Consider the following 26,689-nt stretch of genomic DNA (forward strand, 5'->3'; position numbering starts at 1 on the left):
TTTCGGGCTCTTATCCTATAAGAACTCTACTGTAACAGAAAACCCATTTTTCAGGTTTACTCTCGAAATTTTGCTATTTACTCACTTATTACATAAATATAAAAAAAGAAGACCAAATCAATATGAGATTTGGTCTTCTTTTGGTTATTTAACTTTCTCTAACTCAAATCTTCCTGGATAGAAGGAATCAACATTTTCTAACTCCAAAGATTGTGCTTCGTTTAAACCATTAATTTGTGTAAGGGCACGGATTACCTCTGTAGTAATTTCCTTATCAAGGGTTAACACCATGATGGCTTCTCCACCAACAGTTGTTCTACCGACTTGCATCGTTCCAATATTAATCTGGTAATCACCGAGAAGCGATCCAACTTTACCAATCATACCAGGGACGTCCTGATGTTTTACAAGTAAAAGATGGCTTTCAGGTCTAACATCAATACGATACTCGTTAATTTTAACGATTCTTGCACCATAGCCGTTTAATACGGTAGCGCCAATTTTAGCAGTTTCTGAGCCTTTTGTGATGGAAAGTTCCATATAGTTGGCAAAACCTTTATTATTGGCGTTCTTTTGGACATTGTAAGAAACTCCCTGTCCTTTTAAAAGATGCAGTGCATTAATTAAATTAACAGAATCACTTAAATGATAAGAAAGGATACCTTTAATCATCGTTCGTGTTAACAATTCTGTATCTTCTTCAATTAAATCTCCATAATAATTAATTTCTATTTTAGAAGGTGCATGTTTTAGTAATTGAACAACAAGCTGCCCCATTTGTTCACCTAAAAGTAAGTATGGCTGCATTTTTTGCTGTGACTCACCAGACATTTGCGGCATATTTACCGCATTACGGATTGACTGTGTTTCAAGAATTTCGATGATTTCTTCACTTACTTCTTGGGCAACCTTTTCCTGCGCTTCAACGGTTGATGCTCCTAAATGCGGGGTTACAATAATATTTGGGTTATCTAGTAATTCTGGATCAGCAACAGGTTCCTTTTCAAAAACATCAAGTGCAGCACCTGCAACATGGCCACTTTTAATAGCACGAACCAATGCCTTTTCATCAATAATTCCGCCTCGTGCGACGTTGACAAATCGGACACCTTTTTTTGTCTTGCTTAAGTATTCGTCATTTACCAAACCTTTGGTGTCATTTGTTAATGGTGTATGGATGGTAATGAAATCTGACTCACGTGCAATTAAATCGAGGCTAGCCTTTTTCATTCCGAGTTTTTCGGCTCTTTCTTCTGTTAAATATGGATCGTAGCCTAATATATTCATTCCAAAGCTTTTTGCACGCTTGGCAACTTCGGTTCCGATCTTACCCATACCTATGACACCAAGCGTTTTTTTGTATAATTCTACTCCCTTGAAAGAATTTCGGTCCCATTCTCCGCCAACTGTTTTCTTGTGCGCTTGGGGAATCATTCTTGCCATAGAAAGCATCATCGCTAATGTATGTTCCGTGGCCGCAATTGTGTTGGCACCTGGAGCATTGATAACAATTATCCCTTTTCCTGTAGCCGCGTTCACATCAATATTATCTACACCCACACCTGCCCTAGCAATTACCTTAAGACGGTCCGCATATTGAAGCAGCTCTGCGGTTACTTTCGTTTGGCTGCGTACAATTAAAGCTTCGTAATCTCCAATAATATTCTTTAGTTCTTCAAACTTTAATGTAGGCTGGCGCTCAACAATGAAGTTAGGGTGATCAAATAACTTTTTTAATCCAGTATCACTAATGCCGTCTGTTACAAGTACTTTAAACATTTTTTTACTCATCCTCTCATTTCTAGTTTTAAAATTAAAAAATCCCCCATAACAGACAGATTTGTCTTGTTATGAGGGACGTGATCTACGTGGTGCCACCCTCGTTTACTGCGTAAAAATGCTGCAGTCTCAAACTTGTTAACGGGAAATCCCGGGCATTCCTACTAAAAACTTCAGTCTGCCAGTTCAGAAGGGCTGGGCAGGTTTAAGAAATTGCACCGGTTCACAGCAGCCACCGGCTCTCTGAGGCATCTTCTTACTACCGTCTTCGTCATTACATTTTATTATTTAACTGAATTTAAAGAATATTCTACATCGATACCTTTAGTATTGTAAAGGGATAAAACAGAATATTTTAGCGATTAGCTATATTGAAAAAAAAAATTATAAAAATGTATACCAATGCTGGTGCGGCGGTAAGCGATTACATTGAATTTTTAAAAAAATTAGTCTATTGTAAATATATTGAGAGAATCATATAATGTCTACTATATAAATACAATTGTACGCATGTGGTAGACAGTGTGGGAGGGATAAATATGGAAGCAATTAAAATTGGTTTACTCGGATTAGGAACAGTCGGATCAGGTGTAGTGAAAATTATTAAAAATCACCAGGATAAATTAATGCACCAGGTAGGTTGTCCTGTGGTAGTAAAGAAAATACTGGTCCAAGATATACATAAAACAAGACCAGTAGAGGTAGATCCCACTTTGCTAACGTCATCCCCATCTGATATCCTACATGATAAAGAAATTGATGTTGTGATTGAAGTAATGGGTGGAGTCAAGGAAACAAAGGAATATTTACTAAGTGCTCTCCGCCAAGGAAAACATGTAGTAACGGCAAACAAGGATTTAATGGCCCTTCATGGATCAGAATTGTTAACAGTTGCTTCTGAGAATGGCTGTGATTTGTTTTATGAAGCTAGTGTTGCAGGCGGCATTCCAATCTTAAGAGGTTTAGTGGATGGCCTTGCATCTGATCGCATTACTCAAATGATGGGTATTGTAAATGGTACCACTAACTATATTTTAACAAAAATGAGCAAGGATGGAAGTGCTTATCTAGATGTTCTTAAAGAAGCACAAGAACTTGGTTTTGCAGAATCGGATCCAACCTCGGATGTAGAAGGGTTAGATGCTGCTCGAAAAATGACAATTTTAGCGACTTTAGGTTTTTCAATGAATATAGAGTTGGATGATGTAAAAGTATCTGGAATTTCAACAATTACAGAAGAAGACTTACGATATGGGAAGCAATTAGGGTATACAATGAAACTTTTAGGTTATGCTCACCGTGAAGGGGAAAAAGTAGAAGTAAGTGTTCAACCTACATTCTTATCTGATAACCATCCCTTGGCTTCCGTACAAAATGAGTATAATGCTGTTTATGTATACGGCGAAGCTGTTGGTGAAACAATGTTTTATGGACCAGGCGCAGGGAGTTTGCCAACTGCAACAGCAGTTGTTTCAGATTTAGTTGGGGTGATTAAAAATTTGCGTCTTGGAGTAAATGGCCGCAGTGCAGTAACTCCTCAATATCCTAAACGCTTAAAAGATGATAATGAGAAATACTCGAAATATTTCTTACGAATCCATGTACAGGATGAGGTTGGGGTATTCGCAGAACTCACTTCCATCTTTGCAAAGTATGGAGTCAGCTTTGAAAAAATATTACAACTGCCAGTTAAGAAACATGAAACATCTGAAATTGTCTTAGTTACACATAAAGCATCCTTAACAAATTACGATGCAATTCTTCATGAATTAAAAGATTTACCAGCGGTAAAAGAAGTAAAAAGTGCATATAGAGTAGTGAGGAAATCATTATGAGATGGCCAGGATTAATTGAAGCATATAAAGAATTTTTACCAGTAAATAGTGAAACACCAATGTTAACATTAAATGAAGGAAATACTCCGCTTGTGAAGCTAGAACGGCTTTCAAAGGAATTGGATGTGGAGCTTTTCGTTAAACTAGAAGGAGCAAATCCAACAGGTTCCTTTAAAGACCGAGGAATGGTTATGGCTGTCGCAAAGGCCGCAGAATCTGGAAGTAAAACAGTCATCTGTGCCTCAACAGGTAATACTTCTGCCGCAGCTGCTGCTTATGCCGCTCGGGCAGGATTACGTTGTATTATCGTTATTCCTGAAGGGAAAATTGCCTTAGGAAAGCTTGCTCAAGCCATGATGTATGGAGCAGAAATTATCTCGATTGAGGGGAATTTTGACCAAGCATTACAAATGGTGCGAAATATCAGTAAAGAACAACCGATTACCCTAGTTAATTCGGTTAATCCATTTCGTTTAGAAGGACAAAAAACTGCAGCCTTTGAAGTATGTGATCAGCTAGGATTTGCTCCTGACATTTTAGCGATTCCAGTTGGAAACGCTGGGAATATTAGTGCCTATTGGAAAGGATTTAAAGAATACTCCAACCATAAAGGAACAGGATTACCAAAAATGTATGGCTTTGAAGCAGCTGGGGCGGCAGCTCTTGTTCACAATCGTGTCTTTGAAAATCCAGAAACAATTGCAACAGCCATTCGAATTGGTAATCCAGCAAGCTGGGATTTAGCCGTATCTGCTGTACAAGAATCCAATGGTTTATTTGATGAAGTTAGCGATGATGAAATTGTTGCTGCCTATAAGAAAATTGCAGTCAGTGAAGGGATTTTTGCTGAACCAGCCTCATGTGCATCAATTGCTGGAGTTCTGAAGTCTATTCAAAAGGGCAAAATCGAAAAGGGATCAAAAATCGTTGCTGTCCTTACCGGAAATGGTTTGAAAGATCCTGATACCGCTATTCAAAGCAGCCTTGTGGATGTGAAGAAATTACCAAATGATGAACAAGCCGTGACACAACATATCAAGGGAGTTGTCAATCGATGACTCTGACTGATGAGAAGTTTGTTATCAAAGTGCCAGCAAGTTCTGCTAACCTTGGACCTGGCTTTGACTCAATCGGAATCGCGCTTAATTTATTTTTAAGTTTAGAAGTAGAGAAAAGTGAGAAGTGGGAGTGTTTTTCCACTTCTGAGGAATTAAAAGATCTGCCTTCTGATGAACAGCATTTTATTTGTCAAATTGCCTTACAAACAGCAGCAAAATATGGCAAGGAACTTCATCCATGTAAAATCAAGGTTGAGAGTGAAATTCCATTAGCTCGTGGTCTCGGTTCAAGTGCATCGGCTATCATTGCGGGCATTGAACTGGCTGATTACATTGGAGAACTAGGTTTAACTAAGAAAGAAAAATTATTGCTTTCTACAGAGATAGAAGGTCATCCAGATAATGTTGGAGCCTCTTTATACGGAGGACTTGTGATCGGCAGTTACCAGCAAGGAGAAGTTGATATCGTTTCTATTTCAGATATTACGTTTGAGATGGTTGCTGTAATACCAAAGGAAAGCTTGTTAACCAAGGATTCTCGTGGTGTTTTGCCAATTGAATTTTCTTATAAAGATAGTATTCTTGCTTCGTCAATTTCCAATGTGTTAGTCGCTGCCCTCCTTAGTCAAAACTGGGAATTGGCTGGGAAGATGATGGAAAGAGATATTTTTCACCAGCCATATCGGAAACCACTGATTCCGTTTTATGATGAAGTGGCAACATTCGCAAAAGCGGAAGGGGCATTCGGTGTTGCCTTAAGTGGTGCTGGCCCGACTATTCTATGCTTTTGTGAAAAAGGGAAGGCAACGGGACTAGAAAAATCCTTAAATTCAGCTTTTCCTGACATGACAGCTAAACAACTTAGCATTAACTTTACAGGAAGTTCTGTATCCAAATTAAATAATTGCATAGTGAAATAGGGTCGAGATTTATATCGGCCCTATTTCTTTTTACTTATGGTGGAGAGAGGACTACCCTTTTAGTCCTTGCAGCCATTCTTGATAACAATCATCACAAAGAATTTCGTCTCTTTCTGTATTAGAACTTAGAAATGTAACATAGTGATGTTGTTTTTCCTCTATTTCATTTACACAATAAAAACACTTTTCCTGCATATTGACCTTTCTCCTTTTCTTAGAGGTTTTTTTAGTTTTTCTTAAAAAGTTATTATGTTACATAGAAATAATCTCCACCTATTTACGAGGATATCTTGAGAAATATTGGTTTACCAAGTAGAGTTAAACTAAATTGGAAATAGCTAAAATGGGAGGAAAGGAATATGACGTTTACGAACAAAGTTGTCATTGTAACTGGAGCAGCAAATGGTATTGGTCGTGGTATTGCTTCTGCCTATGCAGAAAAGGGTGCTACGGTGTTGCTTGCAGATGTGGAAGAGGCAAAAGGGAAACAGACAGAATCTGCACTAAAACAGACTGGTGCAGAAGTATTTTTTGTAAAGACCGACGTAAGAAGTGAAAGTGATATTATCAATTTAATGGAGACAGCAAAAAGGACCTATGGTCGAATTGATGTGTTAATCAATAATGCGGGTAAAGGTTTGTTTAAATCAGTCTATGAAGTAACGGTAGAGGAATGGGATGATATTATCAGGACCAATCTGAGAAGTGTTTTTCTCTGTTCACGAGAAGCGGCAAAGTTTATGCGTGATAATGAAGACGGGGGAACGATTGTAAACATCGCATCAACCCGCGCAATTATGTCTGAGCCAAATTCTGAAGGGTACGCGGCAACAAAAGGTGGAATTGTCGCCATAACCCATGCCTTGGCTGCATCACTGAGTGAGGATCGAATCACCGTAAATGCAATTTCACCTGGTTGGATACATACAGGCGACTATTCCCAATTGACACCACTTGATCATGAACAGCATTTTTCAAAGCGAGTTGGTAAACCGGATGATATAGCAAGGGCATGTTTATACCTAACAGCAAAGGAAAATGATTTTGTTACAGGGATTAATATGGTTATTGATGGTGGGATGACGAGAAAAATGATCTATGAAGAATAAAGATATCCATGTTTTCGTTAGGTACCACGCTGGGTCATTATATGTTAAAATAGTGTAAAAATTGGAAAAATTGAAAGGAGGATAATTAAATGAAGCTGCCAATCATTCAAACAAAACTACGGATTCCGGTTGTCAAAGATGAATTCATTAGACGGGCTCAACTAACGAAGAAATTGAAGAAAATTCCTAGCTACCCTTTGACCATAGTTCATTCCGGAGCTGGTTTTGGGAAAAGTACGGCATTGGCTTTATTTATGAGGGATGAAAGAATCCCTGGCTGCTGGTATTCCATTTCTTCGATGGATGACGACATCCTTCCGTTCCTTTCCTATATCATTCATTGTGTCCGAGGTTTTGTTCCTAACTTTGGACAAGAAATTGCCAAGTATATCGAAACAATGGATCGGTACATGCGGGAAGAAGATCTAAGTTATTTATGCACGTTGTTCATTAATGAAATCCTTGATGTTCAATCCGATATTACCTTAATTTTGGACGACTATCATCAAATCGAGCATTCATACACCATCAACAGCTGGATTGAAAAATTACTGCAGCATATCCCAGCCAACTTACATTTGGTTATCTCAAGCCGCAGTCGACCGGGCTGGAAGCATTTAACGAAAATGAGGGTTAGTGGGCAGTTATTAGAAATTAGCCGTGAAGATTTAGTACTAACGATTGATGAAATGGAATTATTATTGACTGACCTTTATGGTCTGGAAATCGAGACAGTCCATTTACAAAGTATCTATCAATTAACAGAAGGCTGGATTATTGCATTATGTATGATCGCGCAGCAGATACCACACACTGGAGATATCTCAACACTCTTTGAACATTCCTCCTATTCACTTCAAGACTTATTCGACTACTTAGTAATGGAAGTCTTTTCAAAACAGCCTCCTATGATTCAACAATTTTTAGAACAAACCTCAATCTTAGATGTCATTGAGGAAGAACTATGTGATGAAGTAATTGGAATACATGGGGCTTCCGGCATGTTAGAGCAACTAAAAGAACGAAACTTATTCATCCAAAAGATAGGACTAAAACATTATCGATACCATGCACTTTTTAAAGAGTTTTTAGAAAACGCTTTCTTAAAAAACAATCCAACCAACTATCATGCGCTTCATGAAAAATGTGGACGCTTCTATGAAAGAAGATTGATGTGGGAAGAGGCACTCTATCATTATAAAAAAATCAGTCATTTTAAAGCAATGGCTTCAATCTTACAGGACAATGGGATTAATATGCTCGAAGGTGGGAAACTAAAAAGCTTGTCTGACCATTTACTGTTGATTCCAATAAGTGAGTTAGATATTTATTATCTTCTTTGGTTTTTAAAAGCTGAAGTACACCGTTATCGGTCCCAATATCAAGAGGCAGAGGCATGTTATGAAAGAACCTTTATAGAGGCACAAAAGAGACAAGATTATCTCGGGATGAGCAAGGCGTTAGAAGGCAAAGCGAAAATTTATTTAGACACCATTCAACCACACCAAGCTGAAAATTTATTATATGAAGCAATTGAAGCTAGAGAAAAAAGCATTTGCTCAGATGAAGAAAAGGCTAAACTATATTTTTTACTTTCTGAGAATCTTTTAAATTCAGGAAAATCAACAAATGCCGAAAAGTGGCTGCAAAGGGCAAAAGAATCCAGCGCGACATTATTGGATGGAAATATTGAAGCAAGATTGTATTTAAGAACAGGACGTTTTGAGGAAGCAAAAAAATTTCTTTTTAACCAAAAAGAAAAGCTATCCAGTAAAAATGGTTCCGCACTTCCGAAATCCCATCGAGAAACAGATTTATTATTATCGCTAATAGAAGCCTTTACAGGGGAAGGTTTGAATGCCAAAGAATTAGCACAGGCCGGCATACAACAAGGCATTAGTTTACGAGCACCTTTTGTGGAGGCATGTGGGTGGATACGAATGGGGCATGCAGTACAAATCCTCAATAAATATGATTCGGATTTAGCAGAACAGTGCTACAATATTGCGTTAGATATTATGAGTGTGCTGAATGTCGAAAGAGGAAAAGCCGAACCGTTAATGGGACTTTGTATACTATATGGAACAAGGGGAGAATATGAGCGGGCAATAGAGGCAGGGAAAAGGGCTTTGATGGAGACTGAAAAAGTTCAGGACATCTGGCTTTCTGCACTCATTAGCCTGTGTATGGGAATCACCTGTATTTATAATGAAAGGTTCAATAAAGGATTAGGATACTTAGAGAAAACTAGAGTATTATTTTACCAATGTGAGGATACCTTTGGACAAACGTTAGCAAGTTTTTGGATAGCCTATATTTACTATATGGAAAAGGAACAGGATCTGTTTAGAGAAACAATCGATAAGTTTCTATTAATGGTACAACAACATGATTTTGAATTCTTTTTTCAAAAAGTGTCAATGTTCAGTCCAAGAGATTTGCAAATGTTTGTTCCACTGCTAATAGAGTGCGCAAAAGAGGAAATTCAAAAATCATATACTGTAAAAATCCTTCAGGATATGGGGATAACGACCTTAGACTCACATCCAGGTTATTCAATAAGAGTCAAAACACTAGGGCAATTTAAGATTTGGCTTGGGAAAAAAGAGGTGGGAGAAAAGGATTGGCAACGGGAAAAAGGAAAGGAATTGTTCCAGCTATTTATTACTATGAACGAACTTATCCCTAAAGAAGAGATACTCCAAATTCTTTGGCCGAATCAAGATAAAAAAAATGCAGATCGTGACTTTAAAGTTGCATTAAATAGTCTCCACCACGTCCTTGAACCATTACGAAAGGCTAGAGCAGCTCCTTTTTTTATTATTAGAGAAGGAATGTTCTATGGATTGAATCCCCATGCTGTAGTTGAATTGGATACCATCCAATTTCAATCTTTGATTGAGGCAGGTTTGGGTGAATCATCCCAGGAGAAAGTAATCACTCTTTTAGAAAAGGGCTTGAAACTTTATCTAGGAGAATACTTGCCAGATCGACGATATGATGATTGGTGCATCAGTAAAAGGGAAAGCATGCTTGTTTATTTTTTACGTGGTGCTGAAAAAATGGCTCAATTAATGGTTCGGAATGAAGATTATGATAAAGCGATTTATTGGTGTGAAAAAATACTAAAGAGAGATCGGACTTGGGAAGAAGCCTATCGATTATTAATGTATTGTTACTATCGAAAAAACAACCGCCCACAAGCCATGAAGTGGTTTCAAAAATGTAAGGTCGTGTTGGAAGAAGAATTAGGAGTTTCACCGCTTGAACCAACAAAGCAAATGCACCAGATGATCATTGAATCAGAAAATTATATACCTCAATCTGAGCAGCCTTAATCAGGCTGCTCAGATTGTCGAGAAAGGGTATCTTTCTCGGCAATTTTTTATTTAAACAAAGACTAACTTACGGTTTTTTAAAAAATTCCTGCCTGCTCAATGGCCTGTTGATTTCCGCTCCACGTGCTTCGCTTTCCGCGGGCGTGCCGGGAAGCCTCCTCGGCGCTGAAGCGCCTGCGGGGTCTCCCCCTGCCCCGTACTCCCGCAGGAGTCTTCGCACCTTCCGCTCCAATCAACAGGGGTGCATTAACTTAGAATTGCCACACACTTTTTCCAGCCTAGACAAGTGTGTGGCAATCTTTTTTATATTTTGGCATGCTGCGGTGAGTAACACTTGCTCACTCGCATTATGCAATCCCCGTAACCTACAATAGCGAAGCCCATGCAGTTCTTTTGAATCTGCGAAGCTTCGCTCTACTTATTCCTTTCTTGTATTGGGTCCGAAGGACGCCCTTTATTTTCAGAGTAAAAAGGACGGACTCTCTCACCAATAAAAGAAAAGTCGATATATTTGTCCACCTTTCTTAACAGGTGATCTTGAGGCACTAAATCATCAATAATTACAAATTCCGCTTCATTTTGTATCTCTTTTTTTGGCTTATACATTTAATCCACCGTCCTATTAATATTAATAGTATTATACAAAATTAACGCGGTGAATCGTTAAAGTTATTGAAAATAAAGTCTCCTTTTCTGTAAGATTGGTGCCATTATCAATATAGATAGCAAGGAGTGGATTGGAGCGAAAGGTGCTTGACTCCTGCGGGATGTAGAGGAAAGGTCGAGACCCCACAGACGCGAAGCGTCGAGGAGGCTCGACTTCCTCCCCGCGGAAAGCAAGCACCTGTAGCGGAAAGGAACGGTCCATTTGTATACAAAAAACAACATTCTATAAAAAAGAGCCAAAATAAAAGACTGTCGAGAGTTTCTCGACAGCCTGAGCAGCCTTAATCAGGCTGCTTTTCGATTTGTAACTAAATTGTAACTCTACTCTTCTATTATGAAATCAATGCAATGCATGGTTTTATTTTAAATTACAAGGGGGAAAAGAAGTGAAGGCATTTCGTGGAAAAGGGGCTTTATTAGTTTTTCTTATGTTTGTGATGATTTTTGCTACAGCTTGCAGCTCTGACAAAACGGAGGGAGATACAAAGGGCAATGGAGAAAAGGCAGAGGATAAGGAACCAATTAAAATTGGTGTTCTTGCCTCCACAACAGGTGCTCTAGAGTCCTATGGAAAACAAACATTAAGAGGATTTGAACTAGGTCTAGAATATGCAACAGAAGGAACAATGGAGGTTGCTGGCAGAAAAATTGAGTTTGTGGTCGAAGATACAGAAACAAAGCCAGAGGTTGCAGTTCAAAAAGCTACCAAGCTATTAGAAGAAGATAAAGTGGACTTCTTAGTTGGATCATCCAGTTCCGCTGATACATTAGCTGTATTACCGCTTGCTGAAGAATACCAAAAGATCATGATTGTTGAACCTGCAGCAGCTGATAGTATTACAGGTTCTGAGTTTAATAAGTATATTTTCCGTTCTGCCCGAAATTCTTCACAGGATGCTGTTGCAGGTGCAGCCGCTATCGCTGGTGATGGCGTGAAGATTGCTACTCTTGCTCCAGATTATTCATTTGGACGTGACGGAGTGGCTGCCTTTAAAGAAGCAGCTGAAAAGCTTGGTGCAGATATTGTGCTAGAAGAATATGCTGACCCAGCAGCAACTGACTTTACATCTAACATTCAAAAAATTATTGATGCAAAACCTGATTATTTATTTGTTGTTTGGGCGGGTGCAAACTCTCCTTGGAGTCAGATTGCTGATATGAAGGTTCAGGACAAGGGAATCAAAATCTCCACAGGTGCACCTGATATTGCTGCCTTAGCTACAATGGAACCACTTATTGGCATGGAAGGCTTTACTGTTTATTATCATGACCTGCCAAGTAATGAAATCAATGATTGGCTCGTTGCTGAACATAAGAAGCGATTTAACGGAGAAGTTCCTGATTTATTTACACCAGGTGGTATGAGTGCTGCCATTTCAATTGTTGAAGCATTGAAGAAAACTGAAGGGGATGCAGATGCGGATAAACTGATTGAAACGATGGAAGGCATGAGCTTTGAAACACCAAAAGGAAAAATGACCTATCGACCAGAAGATCATCAAGCTCTCCAAGCCATATATGCCATAAAGCTAGAGAAGAAAGATGGCGTTCCATACCCAGTCCCAGTACTAATTAGAGAACTAACACCAGAAGAAACAGCCCCTCCAGTACGTAACTAATAAAATTTATTTTTAAAAATATGAGGGTTGGACCTGTTATTTTCGGTCACCCTCTTCCTTATTTCTATCTACAAGATTGGCGGTGAAAGAGTGACAACCATAATCGAAACAGACAATTTATCGATAACCTTTGGCGGACATACCGCAGTTGATTCTGTCAGCATTTCTGTCCCAGAAAAACACTTCAAATCCATTATTGGTCCAAACGGAGCAGGTAAAACGACATTCTTTAACCTTTTAAGTGGTCAATTAAATCCTACAAATGGAAAAATTTATTTTCGGGGAAAGGATATCACAAAACTTTCTTCGACGAAGCGAACTAGAGAAGGTATCGGACGTTCTTTTCAAATTACAAATGTTTTCCCAAATTTAACTGTCCTCGAAAATGTAAGACTAGCAGTTCAGTCAAGGGCAGGTGTTCGCTATCAGATGTTATTTCATTATAAGAAATATCGAAAATTTGAAGAAAAGGCACTAGAATGGCTAAAACTCGTATTGCTAGACGATAAAGTAGACTCATTGGCTAGCAATTTGGCACATGGTGAAAAGAGAAAGCTTGAAATGGCTATGCTTCTTGCTCTTGAAACAGAGGTTCTTTTATTAGATGAACCGACTGCAGGCATGTCTTTAGAGGATGTTCCAGCCATTTTAGAAGTAATCAAAAAAATTAAAGATCAAGGCAACCGGACAATCATCTTAATTGAGCACAAAATGGATATGATCCTAGACTTATCAGATTCTGTAATGGTGCTATTTAATGGCAGATTACTTGCGGACGGAACCCCTGAGGAAATTATGAAAAATGAAACCGTTCAGTCTGCCTATTTGGGAGGTATCAGCTTGTGAACGAACTGCTGAAGCTTAATCATGTCGAGACATATATTGGACAATATCATATCCTACAGGGTGTATCGCTTGAAGTGAAAAAGGGTGAAGTAACGGTGCTGCTCGGTAGAAATGGAGCTGGTAAAACAACTACGTTAAGGACCATCATGGGGCTAAATCCTTCATCCAAAGGAAGTATTATCTATAAAGAAGAACAGATACAGGCGCTGCCAACCTATACGATTGCTCAAAAGGGAATCGGATATGTTCCAGAGGACCAAGGGATTTTTGCGGGATTGACAGTCGAGGAGAATATGAAAGTAGCCATTCAAAAAGACAATGAAGAAACAAATAAGCGCCTTGATTATATCTTAAATTTATTTCCTGACTTAAAAAAGTTTTGGAAAAAACCAGGCGGGTTACTAAGCGGCGGACAAAAACAAATGCTTTCTATCGCCAGAGCATATGTGAATGAAAACGAATTATTATTAATCGATGAACCTAGTAAAGGTTTGGCACCTATTGTCGTCGAGAAGGTGATGGAATCCATCCTTCAAATGAAGGACCAAACCACCATCGTTTTGGTAGAGCAGAATTTCATGATGGCGAGCACTATAGGGGATTGCTTTTACATTATCGACGATGGAAGAACGGTAAGCAATGGAAGTATGAAACAGTTAAAAGAGGATGAGGAAATGAAACGAAAGTATTTGGGAATTGCCTAGGAAAGGAGGAAAGTTTGAATGGAGCTTTTATTCAATCTTACATTAAATGGGTTGGCAACAGGCATGCTAATCTTCTTATTAGCTGCAGGGTTAACGTTAATTTTTGGGTTAATGGATGTACTCAACTTTGCACATGGCGGATTGTTTGCTTGGGGTGCCTATAGCGGCATATGGATTTATACTACTACTGGCAGCTTTTTTATTGGGATTATTGGCGCCATCCTTACTGGTTTTATACTGGGGATCATCACAGAAAAATGGATCATCAAACCGGTTTATGGCAACCATGTTCAACAAATATTAATTACTCTTGGATTGATGTTGGTTTTATCCGAAATGTTAAAAGTGATTTGGGGACCCAATCAAATCACTGCTACCCCTCCAGATTTTCTTAAAGGAAGCTGGGAAATTGGCAACATGATCATCATAAAGTATCGAGTATTTATTATCGCTGTAGGTTTGTTCGTATTTGCTGGAGTTCAATTCTTGCTTAAAAATACTAAAATAGGTCTTGTTGTTCGGGCTGGTGTTATGAATAAGGAAATGGTTCAGGCATTGGGGATAAATATTAAGAAGGTATTTATGTTAGTCTTTATGATTGGCTCTGGTATGGCTGCACTGGGAGGAGTACTTTTCGGACCATACTCTGGAGTCATTCATGCAGGAATGGGAATGGAATTTGCTATCTTAGCGTTTATTGTTGTTGTTATCGGCGGAATGGGTAATTTTACTGGTTCAGTTATGGCGGCAATCTTAGTTGGATTATCTGGTTCATTTATGGCCTATTATGTACCTGAATTATCATTAGCTGTAAATATGCTATTAATGGCAATTGTGTTAATCGTTAAGCCACAAGGACTATTTGGCGGGAAGGGGTGAGAGTATGAAGTGGATTGTAAATAATAGATTGAATGCTATTTATATTATCATTGCGGCATTTTTGTTCCTCTTGCCCTTTGTCTATGAGTCAAGAAATATGTTAATCCTCTTAACCCAAATTTTTGTGTTTGCCATCCTAGCGATGAGCTACGATTTATTATTAGGCTTTACTGGAATCGTTTCCTTTGGGCATGCGATGTTTTTTGGAATTGGAGCCTACTCGATTGGGATATTTATGAAGCGTTTTGAGCCAACAATGCTTCATTTTACTTATGCGGTACTGGCAACGATTTTCATCACAGCCATCGTAAGTTTTATTGTTGGTTTGCTGACACTTAGGTTGAAAAGTCATTTTTACGCGATGTTAACCATGGCATTGGCAGGATTATTTTTAGTATTAGCGGAAAAATGGAGGACCTTAACGTTTGGGAATGATGGTTTTACCTTCCGAGTTCCAGAATTGTTTATCGATCGGACTAATTTTTACATTATTTGTTTAGCTGTAATGATCGGAACTTTTATGATTTTACGACGTTTTACGAACTCTCCACTTGGAAGAGTTCTGCAGGCGATTCGAGAAAATGAACAACGGACAGAATCTTTAGGTTATCAAGTACTACATTATAAGATTGCCGCAAGTGTCGTTTCTGGTGTGTTAGCTGGAATTGCCGGGATCTTTTATGCGATGTCACTTCGATATGTGAATACCAGTGTATTCGCGATGGATATGACCTTAGATGCTTTATTAATGACAATCATCGGTGGAGTTGGTACCTTAGTTGGAGCCATTATTGGGGCGGGATTAATTGAATTTGCCCATGACGGGTTAACAGAATTGGCAAAGGAACATTGGATTTTTGAACGATGGATTATTTTCTTTGGCATTATATATATTTTGGTTGTCATTTTCTTCCCGTTAGGTATTGTGGGGACACTTAGGAAATTTCCTTGGAAACGAAAAAAACAGCATTCTGCAAAGAAAAAAGAAAATTTAGCAGGATAGGAGGAGGCATTCATGGACTCGTTACAAATTGCTTCCTTCGTCGTTCGTTTTCAACTAGCGGCAGTGGAAAAAGAAACAGGTAAAAAACAATGGAGAATAAAAGTAACACATGTGCAAGAGGAGCGTGAAACTTTATTTGATTCTATTGAAGAAGTGACAGCTTTTATGAAGTCAATGGTGGAAGACTCCTAGTCTAGGTGGTGAAAGTTTTGCAAATTGGTATTGTTTCAACAGGTCTTTACCTCCCTGAGGAATATTTAACGGGTAGAGAAATAGCTGAAAAAGCAGGTATACCAACAAATGTTGTCGAAGAGAAAATGGGGATTAAGAAAAAATATGTTCCTGGACCCGATGACCATACGTGTGAAATGGGAATTATCGCTGCCAAACAAGCGATTGAAAGAGCAGGTATTAATCCATTAGAGATTGATGTCGTGATTTATATTGGTGAAGAACATAAGGAATATCCACTGTGGACAGCTGGTATCAAACTGCAAGAAGAAGTTGGAGCCTTAAATGCTTGGGCCTTTGATGTTGCCCTAAGATGTGGAACCACGGTTATGGCACTTAAAGTAGCAAAAAGTCTAATGATGGCTGATCCTACTACCAACACTGTCCTGCTTGCAGGAGGTTATCGAAATGTGGATTTCATTGATTACAAGAACCCGCGGACACGCTTCATGTTTAATCTAGGTGCAGGTGGAGGAGCGATTCTGCTAAAAAAGGGTCATAACGAGAACATCCTGCTCGAAACGGAGTTAGTAACGGATGGGTCTTTCTCAGAGGATGTTGTGGTGGTTTCTGGCGGTACCAAAAGTCCAATCACGAAAGAGGCAATTGAGCAGCGTACAAATAAACTTGATGTTTTGGATCCAGAGGGTATGAAACAGCGGTTGGAACAAAAATCAATGGTCAATTTTATAAAAGTGATAAGGGAATCTATGAGGAAAAGTGGTTATAAGGATGAAGATATTTCTTATTTAGCTATGCTCCACATGAAAAAGTCTGCACATGAATATGTATTAAAAGAATTGGGCTTGTCTGGGGAACAGTCAATCTATTTAGAGGACTACGGTCATATTGGTCAAATTGATCAAATCCTATCTCTCGAGCTTGCCCTTAAAGAAGGGAAAGTAAAAGAGGGTGACCTTGTTGTTTTTGTGAGTGCTGGGATTGGCTATGCCTGGGGGGCAACGACAATAAAATGGGGGAAGGTGACTTAGTTGGTTAAGGTGACAATGAAAGAGGTTCAGTTAACAAATGGGGAAACAATTGCCTATCGCGAGCGCGAAGGCGGAGAAAAAAAGATTCTATTAATCCATGGAAATATGACTTCTTCCAAGCATTGGGATCTTGTTCTAGATAATATGGCAGAAGAGTTTAAATTATATGCCTTAGATTTACGGGGATTTGGAAACTCTAGTTATAATCAGCTTATTACATCAATCAAGGATTTTTCGGATGATGTAAAGCTCTTTGTCGATGAAATTGGCCTGAAGGATTTTGCGATTGTGGGTTGGTCAACTGGAGGGGCTGTTGCGATGCAGTTTGCAGCCGATTACCCTGTCTATTGTAACAAACTTATTCTATTGGCCTCAGAATCTACTAGAGGTTATCCGTTTGATGGGAAGCTTAATGAAAACGATGAACCTCGAAGATTTTCACGCTATGAAGATATTAAACATGACCTAATCCGAACCATCCCTGTCCAAGCAGCCTACGATACCAATAATGTGGAATTATTGAAATTGATTTGGAATGCTGTCATCTATACAAAAAATCAACCTGTTCCTGACATTTACGATGAATATGTGCAGGATATGAGAACTCAGCGGAATTTAGCTGAAGTACATCATTCAAACAATACCTTTAATATCAGCCATCACCATAATGGACTCGTTGAAGGTAATGGACTGGTGAATCAAATCAATGTACCTGTTCTTGTATTAAGAGGCGACCGTGATTTTGTTATTACAGCTGAAATGACAAAAGAATTGGTGGAGGATTTAGGAGCAAAAGCCAAATTTGTAGAGTTAAAGGATTGTGGTCATTCACCACTTGTAGATGATTTACCACAATTACTAAAAGAGATGACGGACTTTTTACATGCTGAGGGGTACAAATGAGATTAAAAAATAAAGTAGCTCTTATTACGGGAGCAGCAAATGGAATTGGTTTAACAGCTGCTGAAGTTTTTGCAAAAGAGGGTGCAAAGGTGGCCATGGCTGACTTTGATGCAGAACAAGGTGAAAAGAGAGCACAAGAATTACGGGAAAAAGGGTATGAAGTGTCATTCTTTCAAGTGAATGTGGCACAGCGTTCAAGTGTGGATGAAATGGTGGAGAAAGTTCGTGAAGTCTACGGAACCATCGGTGTCCTAATAAATAATGCAGGAATTACAAGAGACGGTATGTTATCTAAATTAACCGTCGAGGATTTCCAAGCTGTGTTGGATGTCAATCTTACAGGAGTATTTCATTGTACGCAGGCGGTTTTGCCGTCGATGATTGAAAACGGAAAAGGAAAAATTATTAATACTTCTTCCGTTTCAGGTGTGTATGGAAATGTCGGACAAACGAATTATTCTGCAACAAAGGCTGGTGTGGTCGGGATGACAAAAACATGGGCCAAAGAACTTGGGCGCAAAGGGATTAATGTAAACGCTGTTGCTCCTGGTTTTATCGAAACAGGTATGACTGCAAAGGTTCCTGAAAAAATATTAGACCAAATGAAACAGATGGTTCCGCTGGCACGGCTTGGGAAGCCAGAAGACATCGCCAACGCCTACTTGTTTTTAGCTTCTGATGAATCAAACTATGTAAATGGAACCGTCCTTCATGTAGATGGCGGGATAATGATGTGAATGAAAAAGCTGAAGTGCCCCTGGGTGCTGGCGCTAAATTGGTAAAGCGGCCTTCATAAGGTTGCTTTTTTCTTTTAAGTCCTGTAACTTCGCTGTAACTAGAATTCAGTAAGATATCCTCATCTAGTTGTGAAGGAGCGATTGTTCGGTGAGGTGGGAACTCGATTGGCTTGAAAATAGAGCAAGGTTATCGCCAAATAAGAGGGCAATAATTGATGAAGATACAAATAAATCATGGACCTATGAAGGTTTAAATAACCGTTCATCCTCAGTGGCCAGCTGGTTAAAAAGTCAGGGTATTAAAAAAGGTGATCGAGTTGCACTATTGTCGCCCAATGATATCAGTTATTTTGACTTATTGTTTGCCTGCGGAAAAATTGGTGCCATATTTGTCCCGTTAAATTGGCGTCTGTCTTTACATGAATTAATTGAAATTTTGAAGGATTGTACACCAATATTGCTAGGAGTTCATCAGAAATTTAAAAATAGGTTTACATCCTTACAAGCTGTAGTACCTAGTTCCATTATAGTTGGTGGACATATGTATGAAGAGATGATGACTCTTTTAGATGGCAGTAAACAAATGGAATCAATTTCTGAATCTGATCCATTAGCCATGATTTATACGGGAGGAACTACTGGGAAGCCAAAAGGTGTTGTCTTAAGTCACCAGTCTATTCAATGGAACGCCATTAACACTATTCTTAGTTGGAATTTATCAGATGAGGATGTAACGATAAACTATATGCCGATGTTCCACACGGGCGGACTAAATGCATTATCGCTTCCAATCCTAATGATTGGCGGAACAGTGGTCATTGGTGATCAGTATTCAGGAGAAAAAGTGGTGAATTCAATCAAACAATACAACTGTACGATTATTCTTCTTGTACCAACGATGTACCATTTGCTTATTCAAAGTGATGAGTTCCAGAAAAGCGCTTTTCCTTCCATGAAAATCTTCCTGTCAGGTGCAGCACCTTGTCCGCTGCAAGTATATGAGGCTTTTCAGAAAAAGGGATTAGCCTTTAAGGAAGGATATGGATTAACGGAAGCCGGACCAAATAATTTCTACATTCAACCTGGGGATGCACAGATAAAACGAGGGTCAGTAGGAAAACCAATGTTATTTAATGCTGTAAAGTTGGAAAAAGAAGATGGTCAAGAGGCCCAAGTGAATGAAGTTGGTGAAATTTTAATAAAAGGAAAACACTCTTTTTCGCATTATTGGAATAACGAACTGGCGACGATTGAAACGAAAAAGGGAGGCTGGGTTCATACAGGAGACCTGGCCAGAAAGGATGAAGAAGGGTTCCATTATATAGTCGGAAGAAAGAAGGATATGATTATCACTGGCGGTGAAAATGTCTACCCACTCGAGATTGAACATTGGCTGGCAGCACATCCTTTCGTTGACGAAGTAGCCGTTATCGGACTGCCAGATCAAAAATGGGGAGAACTTGTTGCTGCGTTTATCGTTACTAAAAATTCTTATAGGATTGATGAAGAAGAACTTAAATTCTATTGTGAACAGAAACTTGGAAGATACAAAATTCCAAAGAAATTCATACAAATCGAAGAACTTCCGAAAACACATGTTGGAAAAATTGATAAAAAGAAGTTAAAGGAATTAAGTATCCAAACATAAAAGGAGAACCACGCCGGTTCTCCTTTTGATTATTTTTCAGCAAGTTTTAAAGCGGTATCTGATACAGTCAAGTCAAACTGCAACTGTTCACTTAAATTATGTGGATGATAGAAGCCTCTTGAAATCATATAATTAGTTATTTTTTCGTGTGTGGCAATAGCCGTATTTAATTGTTCTCTAAGGGCAGCTTTTAATTCTGGGGTCCCAGTCTCGGTAATGGCGACTGCATAATTTCTTACCCCTGCTTTAGCAGAAATGTTAACCCAGAACTTAGAAGAATTTTTCACAAGCAAATGGAGGCGGCCATTGATTTGCATACTGAAATATCTGAATTAATGATAAAGAAGGGCTGGCTGCATCCTCATAACTTTAAAGAGCAGTTTCCGATTGATCTGAAGGCTGCAGAGACAGCGGTACAGATTGCTAAGCTAAATCTCTATCCTAACGATACGGATCGACAAGGGATGTTTGCAACACCAAACCAGTAAAAGGAGGAGAGAGATGAAGGCTGTTACATACCAAGGAATTAAGAATGTTGAAGTTAGAGAAGTGAAAGACCCAAGTATTAAAAATCCAGATGACATAATCGTTAAGATAACTACTTCCGCCATTTGCGGCTCCGACCTGCATTTGATTCATGCCATGATACCTAATTTGCCAACAGATTATGTAATCGGTCACGAGCCAATTGGGATTGTCGAGGAAGTAGGTTCGGAGGTTACAAAATTAAAAAAAGGGGATCGAGTCATTATCCCATTTAACGTTAGTTGTGGACACTGCTGGTATTGTAATCACGATCTAACTAGTCAATGTGACAATGCAAACCCTCATGGGCAAGGCAGCGGGTTTTCGGTTATTCGGAAACAACTGGTGGTTATGCGGGTGGACAGGCAGAATACATGAGGGTTCCTTTTGGGAATTTCACTCCATTTAAAATACCCGAAAATTGTGAAGTGGAGGACGAAAAACTTGTATTGCTAGCTGATGCTGCACCTACTGCCTATTGGAGTGTTGACCATGCAGGGGTAAAGCCGGATGATACTGTTATTGTTTTAGGCTGTGGTCCAGTCGGTTTATTGGCACAAAAATTTGCTTGGTTAAAAGGGGCAAAAAGAGTTATAGCTGTTGACTATATTAACTACCGCTTACAGCACGCAAAACGCACAAATAAAGTGGAGATTGTTAATTTTGAGGAACATGAAAATGTAGGAGACTATTTGTTGGAAATTACCCGAGGTGGAGAAGATATCGTTATTGATGCCGTAGGAATGGATGGCAAAATGACCCCGATGGAGTTTTTGACAGCGGGTCTGAAGCTTCATGGCGGTGCCATGGGTGCAATTGTAATTGCCAGTCAAGCTGTACGAAAAGGCGGAACGATTCAACTTACTGGTGTTTACGGAGGAAGATATAATGCTTTTCCGCTTGGGGATATCTTTTCGCGCAACGTCGATATCAAAACAGGACAGGCACCGGTTATTCCCTACATGTCCTTCTTATACAATATGATAAACGAAAGAAAAATTGATATAAGTGACATCATTACTCATGTATTGCCATTAGAGCAGGCGAAGCATGGATATGAAGTATTTTATACAAAAACAGAAGATTGTATAAAAGTTATTCTTAAACCGTAAACAACAGGGGGCTGAAGATTCTCAGCCCTTTTCATTTGATCAATTCTTTTGCGCCTTCGATAAATAATTGAGATAACATGGATTGGGTTTTATTTAGGTTATAAACAAGATAGAAATATCGTTCATCATTAAACCCATTAATCTCATGTATCTTTAATAAATTCCTATCATAATATTCTTTTGCAGCCATTTCCGAAATTATCGCAATACCGATATCTTGGAGAACGAACTGAATTAAACTCTGCCCATTTTCTGTATAAGCTACAATATTCATTTGGTCTTTTGAAATTTGATTTTTTTTCAGAAATTTTTCAATAAGAGAATTGGTTCCTGAATCAGAATTTCTCATAATAAATGGGTAACTCAGAAGGTCTTTAATCTCCACAGGTCCGACAATATCTGATTGCTTGGAAGTGATAAGGACTAGATTTTCTTTTAGTAAAGGAATATAGCAAAGCTTTTCATTATCATACTTTTCGCCTAAAATTCCGAAATCCACAGAGCCGTTTAGGACCTTTTCCGCTATATTTTTTGAAGAAGATTGATTTATATAAAATGTAGCTTTTGGGTATTGATCTCTAAATTGCTTGACCATCTTTGGAATCATAAATTGCCCAGGAACAGAGCTTGCGCCGATTCTGATTATTCCCCTGAGTTCGGTCACTCCCACCTTTAAGTCCAGCATTGCCTGGTCTTTCAATAATAAAAGCTTTAATGCCCACTGATACAAACGCTCACCAGAGGGTGTAAGGATATTTTCTCTGCCAACCCGATCAAATAGACTTACATTTAGAGTTCTCTCAAGTGCTTGAATATGGGAACTGACTGTTGATTGACTTAAAAAAATGTCTTCAGCTGCTTTGGAAAAGCTTTTATGTTCAACAACCTTTGTAAACACAAGTAATTGGTGTAAATCCATTAAATCTTCTCCCTTGTATTTATATATACGATTCATTCCTATTGATATAATAGATAAATTGAATTTACCATATCATATCATTTTTTTATAATAGAACGTATTAGAGGATTAGAATATAATGTGATGGGAGCTTAATGAATGTCACTTCAATATATACCGGATGTAATTTACGATGCAGGTCAAACTGGCGTTGGCGAGTTAGTAGATAGACTGTTCTCGAAATTGGAAAAGTTGAACAGCGGCCAAATTATCGAGGTCATTTCCAATGTACCTTTGGTAAGTGAAGACTTGCCAACCTGGATTAAAATACAAAATCACACTTTGTTAGATCGTAAGGATTTTGGGGGAATAAGTTATTATTATATTGAAAAACGCTAAACGAGGGTCTTATCTTATTTGATAAGGCTTTTTTTCTTGTAAAAAGAATATTTGCTATTTCTGTGATAAACACTCAATATAAATAAGACAAAATTTTTGTATAGATATAGAAAGTAGGGATTTTTTTGCCTGATTTTGTTTCATTAGGGATTTCTGAGTCAATTATTAATAAATTAAAGAGTTATGGTGTCGTGAATGCAACCCCCATCCAAGAAAAAGCAATCCCATTTGTAATGCAGGGAAGAGATGTGATTGCACAGGCGCAAACGGGGACAGGAAAGACGTTTGCCTTCATATTACCAATTTTAGAAAAAATAAATCCACTTGCTTCGCATGTGCAAGCCCTCATTGTTACTCCAACCAGAGAATTGGCTTTGCAAATTACAGAGGAGTTCCAAAAATTGACCAATGATATGGACGGTGTTGATGTACTAGCGGTTTATGGTGGTCAGGATGTTGATAAACAGCTGAAGAAGTTAAAGAAAAATGTTCAAATTGTTGTTGGCACACCTGGAAGGCTGTTAGACCATATTGGAAGAGGAACTGTTCAGTTATCTGAAGTATCATTCCTAGTACTTGATGAAGCAGACCAAATGTTGCATATTGGTTTTCTGAAAGAAGTTGAGGATATTATTAGGGAAACGCCTAAGTCCCGTCAAACCATGCTTTTTTCTGCAACTATGCCGGAGGAAATAAGAACATTAGCGAATAAACATATGCGTAAACCTGAATACATCCAAGTAGAAAAAAACCAGGGGCCTGCAGAAAATGTTAAACTAATTGCCATTCACACCATTGATCGAGCAAAGCAAGCAACATTAATTGAATTGGTGGAAACACATAGACCATATTTAGCTGTTATCTTTTGTAGAACCAAACGGAGAGTCTCAAAGTTGTATGAGGTTCTTAAATCCCACAAATTTTTATGTGATGAACTGCATGGCGACTTATCACAAGCAAAAAGAGAGCAAGTGATGAAACGCTTTAGGGATGGGGAAATCCAACTGTTGATTGCAACAGACGTCGCTGCAAGAGGACTTGATGTTGAAGGTGTAACGCATGTATTTAATTATGACATCCCACAGGATGCAGAAAGCTTTATCCATCGAATTGGGAGAACCGGGAGAGCAGGTACAAAAGGTGTTGCCATCACTTTATACTCCTCAGATGATCGGCCAACTCTTGATATGATTGAAAAAGAACTTACTATAACAATCCAAAAACAAAACATAGGTAACTCTGAAAGCAGTCAAAAAAATAAACAGGAACCAACTAAGGATCAGGGAAAAAGGTATGAAAAGCGAAGAAGTTCGAGTGGCCAAGGGAAAGACAGTAAACCTAAATCTTCGTCAAGGAATGAAAGTAAGCCAAAATCAATAAAAAGAAAGCAAACAAATTCCAGCCAAGCAGGTGGAGGCAGGAATCGTAAAAGCAGTAAATCAGGATTGGTTAAACGGAGTAAATAAGAAAAGGACTGAAGTAACTTTCAGTCCTTTTTGGCTGCCTATTGACCAATCCCAAGATTGGATTTAACGAGTACCTCATCATATTTCTTCGCATCAGCTTTTTGGCGAGACAGCACCGTTCCAAGATACCCTGCAATAAATCCTAATGGAATGGATACAATTCCGGGTGTTGTGTATGGAAATAGAGGATTCCCTACGAAAATTGCCTTTCCTACTTCGGGACTGAAAACATTCGGGCTAATGACTACAAGTCCAATTGCAGAAATAAGTCCAACTACCATTGCCCAAATGGCTCCCGTAGTGTTAAAACGCTTCCAGTAAATCGTATAAATAATAACAGGCAGATTTGCACTTGCAGCTACTGCGAAGGCAAGTGAAACAAGGAAAGCGACATTAAGGGTTTGAGCCCCTAAAGCTAAAACAATAGAGACTACAGACACTCCAATTGCTGCCCATCGTGCTGTGCTTACCTGTTGTTTTTCTGTTGCCTTCCCTTTTTTTAGAATCTCGTTATAAAAATCATGTGCAAAAGCTGAAGCAGCAGTCAGAACAAGTCCCGCTACAACCGCAAGAATTGTTGCAAATGCAACCGCGGAAATAAACGCGAACAGCATATTACCTCCAAGTGCCTGCGCTAAAAGGGGAGCGGCCATATTACCAGCAGCATTTGCTGCAACAATATCAGTTGTGCCCACGAAAGCTGCTGCCCCAAAGCCAAGAAATATCGTCATAACGTAAAAAATTCCAATAATCCAAGTTGCGTAAACAACCGAACTCCGTGCAGTCTTAGCATCCTTGACGGTGAAGAAACGAACCAGAATGTGAGGCAGTCCGGCTGTACCCAAAACTAAACCCATATTCAATGAAAGGGTATCAATGCCATCCTTGTATTTAACTCCTGGGTTTAAGAATGCTTCCTTTAAGGGTGTTGCTGTTTTCATTTGATCGAACATATCTGTAATACTGAAGTTGAATTTTGCAAAAACCACAATGGAAATTAGGAATGTGCCACCCATTAGCAGGACAGCTTTAATAATTTGTACCCAACTTGTTGCATGCATCCCGCCGAAAATAACATAGACAGTCATTAACACTCCAACAATTAAAACCGATGTTGTATATTCTAGCCCTAATAACAATTTAATTAGAGCACCTGCTCCTACAAGCTGAGCGATCATATAAAAAATAGAAATGGTTACGGTGTTCATGGCCGCAAAACCACGCACCTTTTTAGCATCAAAGCGTGCGGCAATCATATCTGCAAATGTATATTTTCCTAAATTACGTAATGGTTCGGCTACTAAATACAATACAACCAAATACGCAACCAAGAAACCAATACTGTAGAAGAATCCATCAAAGCCTGTTAATGCAACTGCACCAGCAATTCCAAGGAACGAAGCCGCTGACATATAATCACCTGCGATAGCTAATCCATTTTGCCAGCCGGTCAGCCCCCCACCTGCTGTATAGAATTCACTTGCATTTTTTGTACGTTTAGAAGCGAAGTATGTAACAACCAATGTTACAAAAACGATACCAAGAAACATTGAAAAAGCAGCGGTATTCATTAGTCTTTCCCCCCTTCTTTAACAACTTGTTCCGCTAAATCGTCAAATTTTCTTGCTTTTTTAGAGTAGAGCATACATAATCCCCAAGTCATAACAAATTGAAGAAATGCAAAAACCCAAGCCCATGTAATACTGCCTATGAATTTGTTATTTAGAACAGTTGAAAAGGAAGTTAAGATAGGTAAGGCGAAATAAAAGCAAAAGAAGAAGATCGTGATGGGAATTATGAATTTTTTCTTTTCGGAGAGTAATTTTTGGAATGATGATGATTGAACAATAGCACTGTAATCGCTTTCAGAGTTAGCTGTTATTTTTCTAGCCTCCATTGGAAGCTCCCCCTCTCATAGTATCAAACTATACAACAAAAAAATGAGGACTGAAAATAGACATAGCTGACTGTGCGTTGAAGTAAAGAACCAAAGGAATTAAGAAAGTCATAACCGCAGAAAAG

Annotated in this window: 24 protein-coding genes, 3 pseudogenes and 1 other annotated feature; of the genes and pseudogenes, 19 read left to right on the forward strand and 8 right to left on the reverse strand. The window is 38.7% G+C overall.

Annotated elements, in window-relative coordinates:
* Positions 1-144: 144 nt before the first annotated feature.
* The gene (gene serA / locus QUG14_RS23770; RefSeq protein ID WP_289342930.1) at positions 145-1,779 is read right to left on the reverse strand and encodes a phosphoglycerate dehydrogenase; all 1,635 of its coding nucleotides are present in this window, start codon (positions 1,777-1,779) and stop codon (positions 145-147) included.
* Between the two features lie 71 nt (positions 1,780-1,850).
* Positions 1,851-2,063, reverse strand: a binding site (T-box leader).
* A gap of 255 nt (positions 2,064-2,318) precedes the next feature.
* On the opposite strand from serA, the gene QUG14_RS23775 reads away from it, so the two are divergent.
* The 3 genes from QUG14_RS23775 to thrB are packed head-to-tail and all read left to right on the forward strand — an operon-like array spanning position 2,319 to position 5,592.
* Positions 2,319-3,614 (forward strand): homoserine dehydrogenase, encoded by a 1,296-nt coding sequence (locus QUG14_RS23775; protein ID WP_289342932.1) that lies wholly within the window; start codon positions 2,319-2,321, stop codon positions 3,612-3,614.
* The gene (gene thrC / locus QUG14_RS23780) at positions 3,611-4,672 is read left to right on the forward strand and encodes a threonine synthase (protein WP_289342934.1); all 1,062 of its coding nucleotides are present in this window, start codon (positions 3,611-3,613) and stop codon (positions 4,670-4,672) included. The genes QUG14_RS23775 and thrC overlap by 4 nt, the downstream gene beginning before the upstream one ends.
* Positions 4,669-5,592, forward strand: coding sequence for a homoserine kinase (thrB, locus tag QUG14_RS23785; RefSeq protein ID WP_289342936.1), 924 nt, complete (start codon positions 4,669-4,671; stop codon positions 5,590-5,592). The genes thrC and thrB overlap by 4 nt, the downstream gene beginning before the upstream one ends.
* A gap of 51 nt (positions 5,593-5,643) precedes the next feature.
* Here the strand turns inward: thrB and QUG14_RS23790 are convergent, their stop codons facing one another.
* Entirely contained in the window at positions 5,644-5,787 is a 144-nt protein-coding gene (locus tag QUG14_RS23790; protein ID WP_289342939.1) for a hypothetical protein, read from the reverse strand.
* A gap of 164 nt (positions 5,788-5,951) precedes the next feature.
* Between QUG14_RS23790 and QUG14_RS23795 the strand changes: the two genes are divergently transcribed.
* On the forward strand, positions 5,952-6,701 hold the full coding sequence (locus tag QUG14_RS23795) for a glucose 1-dehydrogenase (RefSeq protein ID WP_289342940.1): 750 nt from the start codon (positions 5,952-5,954) through the stop codon (positions 6,699-6,701).
* Positions 6,702-6,790: 89 nt separating this feature from the next.
* Positions 6,791-10,039: a winged helix-turn-helix domain-containing protein gene (locus QUG14_RS23800; protein WP_289342941.1), complete on the forward strand. Its 3,249-nt coding sequence runs from the start codon at positions 6,791-6,793 to the stop codon at positions 10,037-10,039.
* Positions 10,040-10,271: 232 nt separating this feature from the next.
* Here the strand turns inward: QUG14_RS23800 and QUG14_RS23805 are convergent.
* Positions 10,272-10,457, reverse strand: a pseudogene (locus QUG14_RS23805) (transposase); the annotation flags it as partial.
* Positions 10,458-10,471: 14 nt separating this feature from the next.
* Positions 10,472-10,645: pseudogene (locus QUG14_RS23810) on the reverse strand (transposase); the annotation flags it as partial.
* Positions 10,646-11,133: 488 nt separating this feature from the next.
* Between QUG14_RS23810 and QUG14_RS23815 the strand changes: the two are divergent.
* The 10 genes from QUG14_RS23815 to QUG14_RS23860 all read left to right on the forward strand — a co-directional run bounded on the left by QUG14_RS23815 (position 11,134) and on the right by QUG14_RS23860 (position 20,267).
* Positions 11,134-12,324 (forward strand): substrate-binding domain-containing protein, encoded by a 1,191-nt coding sequence (locus QUG14_RS23815; protein ID WP_289344222.1) that lies wholly within the window; start codon positions 11,134-11,136, stop codon positions 12,322-12,324.
* 90 nt (positions 12,325-12,414) lie between these two features.
* The gene (locus QUG14_RS23820; RefSeq protein WP_289342942.1) at positions 12,415-13,170 is read left to right on the forward strand and encodes an ABC transporter ATP-binding protein; all 756 of its coding nucleotides are present in this window, start codon (positions 12,415-12,417) and stop codon (positions 13,168-13,170) included.
* A complete protein-coding gene (locus tag QUG14_RS23825) occupies positions 13,167-13,874 on the forward strand; it encodes an ABC transporter ATP-binding protein (protein ID WP_289342943.1) in 708 nt (235 codons plus the stop codon). The genes QUG14_RS23820 and QUG14_RS23825 overlap by 4 nt, the downstream gene beginning before the upstream one ends.
* Before the next feature lie 18 nt (positions 13,875-13,892).
* A complete protein-coding gene (locus tag QUG14_RS23830) occupies positions 13,893-14,753 on the forward strand; it encodes a branched-chain amino acid ABC transporter permease (protein ID WP_289342944.1) in 861 nt (286 codons plus the stop codon).
* A gap of 4 nt (positions 14,754-14,757) precedes the next feature.
* Positions 14,758-15,756 carry a branched-chain amino acid ABC transporter permease gene (locus tag QUG14_RS23835; RefSeq protein WP_289342945.1) on the forward strand — a complete coding sequence of 333 codons (999 nt, stop codon included), beginning with the start codon at positions 14,758-14,760 and terminating at the stop codon, positions 15,754-15,756.
* Positions 15,757-15,768: 12 nt separating this feature from the next.
* Positions 15,769-15,948 (forward strand): hypothetical protein, encoded by a 180-nt coding sequence (locus tag QUG14_RS23840; RefSeq protein WP_289342946.1) that lies wholly within the window; start codon positions 15,769-15,771, stop codon positions 15,946-15,948.
* A gap of 17 nt (positions 15,949-15,965) precedes the next feature.
* The gene (locus QUG14_RS23845) at positions 15,966-16,979 is read left to right on the forward strand and encodes a 3-oxoacyl-ACP synthase (protein ID WP_289342947.1); all 1,014 of its coding nucleotides are present in this window, start codon (positions 15,966-15,968) and stop codon (positions 16,977-16,979) included.
* Between the two features lie 15 nt (positions 16,980-16,994).
* A complete protein-coding gene (gene phaZ / locus QUG14_RS23850) occupies positions 16,995-17,882 on the forward strand; it encodes an intracellular short-chain-length polyhydroxyalkanoate depolymerase (protein WP_289344223.1) in 888 nt (295 codons plus the stop codon).
* On the forward strand, positions 17,879-18,619 hold the full coding sequence (gene fabG / locus QUG14_RS23855; protein WP_289342948.1) for a 3-oxoacyl-ACP reductase FabG: 741 nt from the start codon (positions 17,879-17,881) through the stop codon (positions 18,617-18,619). Before phaZ ends, fabG begins: the two co-directional genes overlap by 4 nt.
* Positions 18,620-18,767: 148 nt before the next feature.
* Positions 18,768-20,267, forward strand: a complete 1,500-nt coding sequence (locus QUG14_RS23860; RefSeq protein WP_289342949.1) for an acyl-CoA synthetase — start codon at positions 18,768-18,770, stop codon at positions 20,265-20,267.
* A gap of 29 nt (positions 20,268-20,296) precedes the next feature.
* Here the strand turns inward: QUG14_RS23860 and QUG14_RS23865 are convergent, their stop codons facing one another.
* Positions 20,297-20,584, reverse strand: coding sequence for a spore coat protein (locus QUG14_RS23865; protein ID WP_289342950.1), 288 nt, complete (start codon positions 20,582-20,584; stop codon positions 20,297-20,299).
* Here QUG14_RS23865 and QUG14_RS23870 point away from each other — a divergent pair.
* Together QUG14_RS23870 and QUG14_RS23875 are read left to right on the forward strand one after the other, a co-directional pair.
* Positions 20,561-20,755 (forward strand): hypothetical protein, encoded by a 195-nt coding sequence (locus QUG14_RS23870; protein ID WP_289342952.1) that lies wholly within the window; start codon positions 20,561-20,563, stop codon positions 20,753-20,755. The two genes, QUG14_RS23865 and QUG14_RS23870, sit on opposite strands and share 24 nt — an antisense overlap.
* Positions 20,756-20,768: 13 nt before the next feature.
* Positions 20,769-21,904: pseudogene (locus tag QUG14_RS23875) on the forward strand (zinc-dependent alcohol dehydrogenase).
* Between the two features lie 31 nt (positions 21,905-21,935).
* On the opposite strand, the gene QUG14_RS23880 reads toward QUG14_RS23875, so the two are convergent.
* Positions 21,936-22,823: a selenium metabolism-associated LysR family transcriptional regulator gene (locus QUG14_RS23880; RefSeq protein ID WP_289342954.1), complete on the reverse strand. Its 888-nt coding sequence runs from the start codon at positions 22,821-22,823 to the stop codon at positions 21,936-21,938.
* A gap of 138 nt (positions 22,824-22,961) precedes the next feature.
* Between QUG14_RS23880 and QUG14_RS23885 the strand changes: the two genes are divergently transcribed.
* Positions 22,962-23,201 (forward strand): sulfurtransferase TusA family protein, encoded by a 240-nt coding sequence (locus tag QUG14_RS23885; protein ID WP_289342955.1) that lies wholly within the window; start codon positions 22,962-22,964, stop codon positions 23,199-23,201.
* A gap of 125 nt (positions 23,202-23,326) precedes the next feature.
* Positions 23,327-24,667: a DEAD/DEAH box helicase gene (locus QUG14_RS23890; RefSeq protein WP_289342956.1), complete on the forward strand. Its 1,341-nt coding sequence runs from the start codon at positions 23,327-23,329 to the stop codon at positions 24,665-24,667.
* Positions 24,668-24,705: 38 nt separating this feature from the next.
* On the opposite strand, the gene QUG14_RS23895 is transcribed toward QUG14_RS23890, so the two are convergent.
* Positions 24,706-26,238 (reverse strand): solute symporter family protein, encoded by a 1,533-nt coding sequence (locus QUG14_RS23895; protein ID WP_289342957.1) that lies wholly within the window; start codon positions 26,236-26,238, stop codon positions 24,706-24,708.
* A complete protein-coding gene (locus QUG14_RS23900) occupies positions 26,238-26,564 on the reverse strand; it encodes a DUF485 domain-containing protein (RefSeq protein WP_289342958.1) in 327 nt (108 codons plus the stop codon). Before QUG14_RS23900 ends, QUG14_RS23895 begins: the two co-directional genes overlap by 1 nt.
* Between the last annotated feature and the right edge of the window lie 125 nt (positions 26,565-26,689).

Source organism: Neobacillus sp. CF12 (genome assembly GCF_030348765.1).
Taxonomy (GTDB): domain Bacteria; phylum Bacillota; class Bacilli; order Bacillales; family Cytobacillaceae; genus Neobacillus.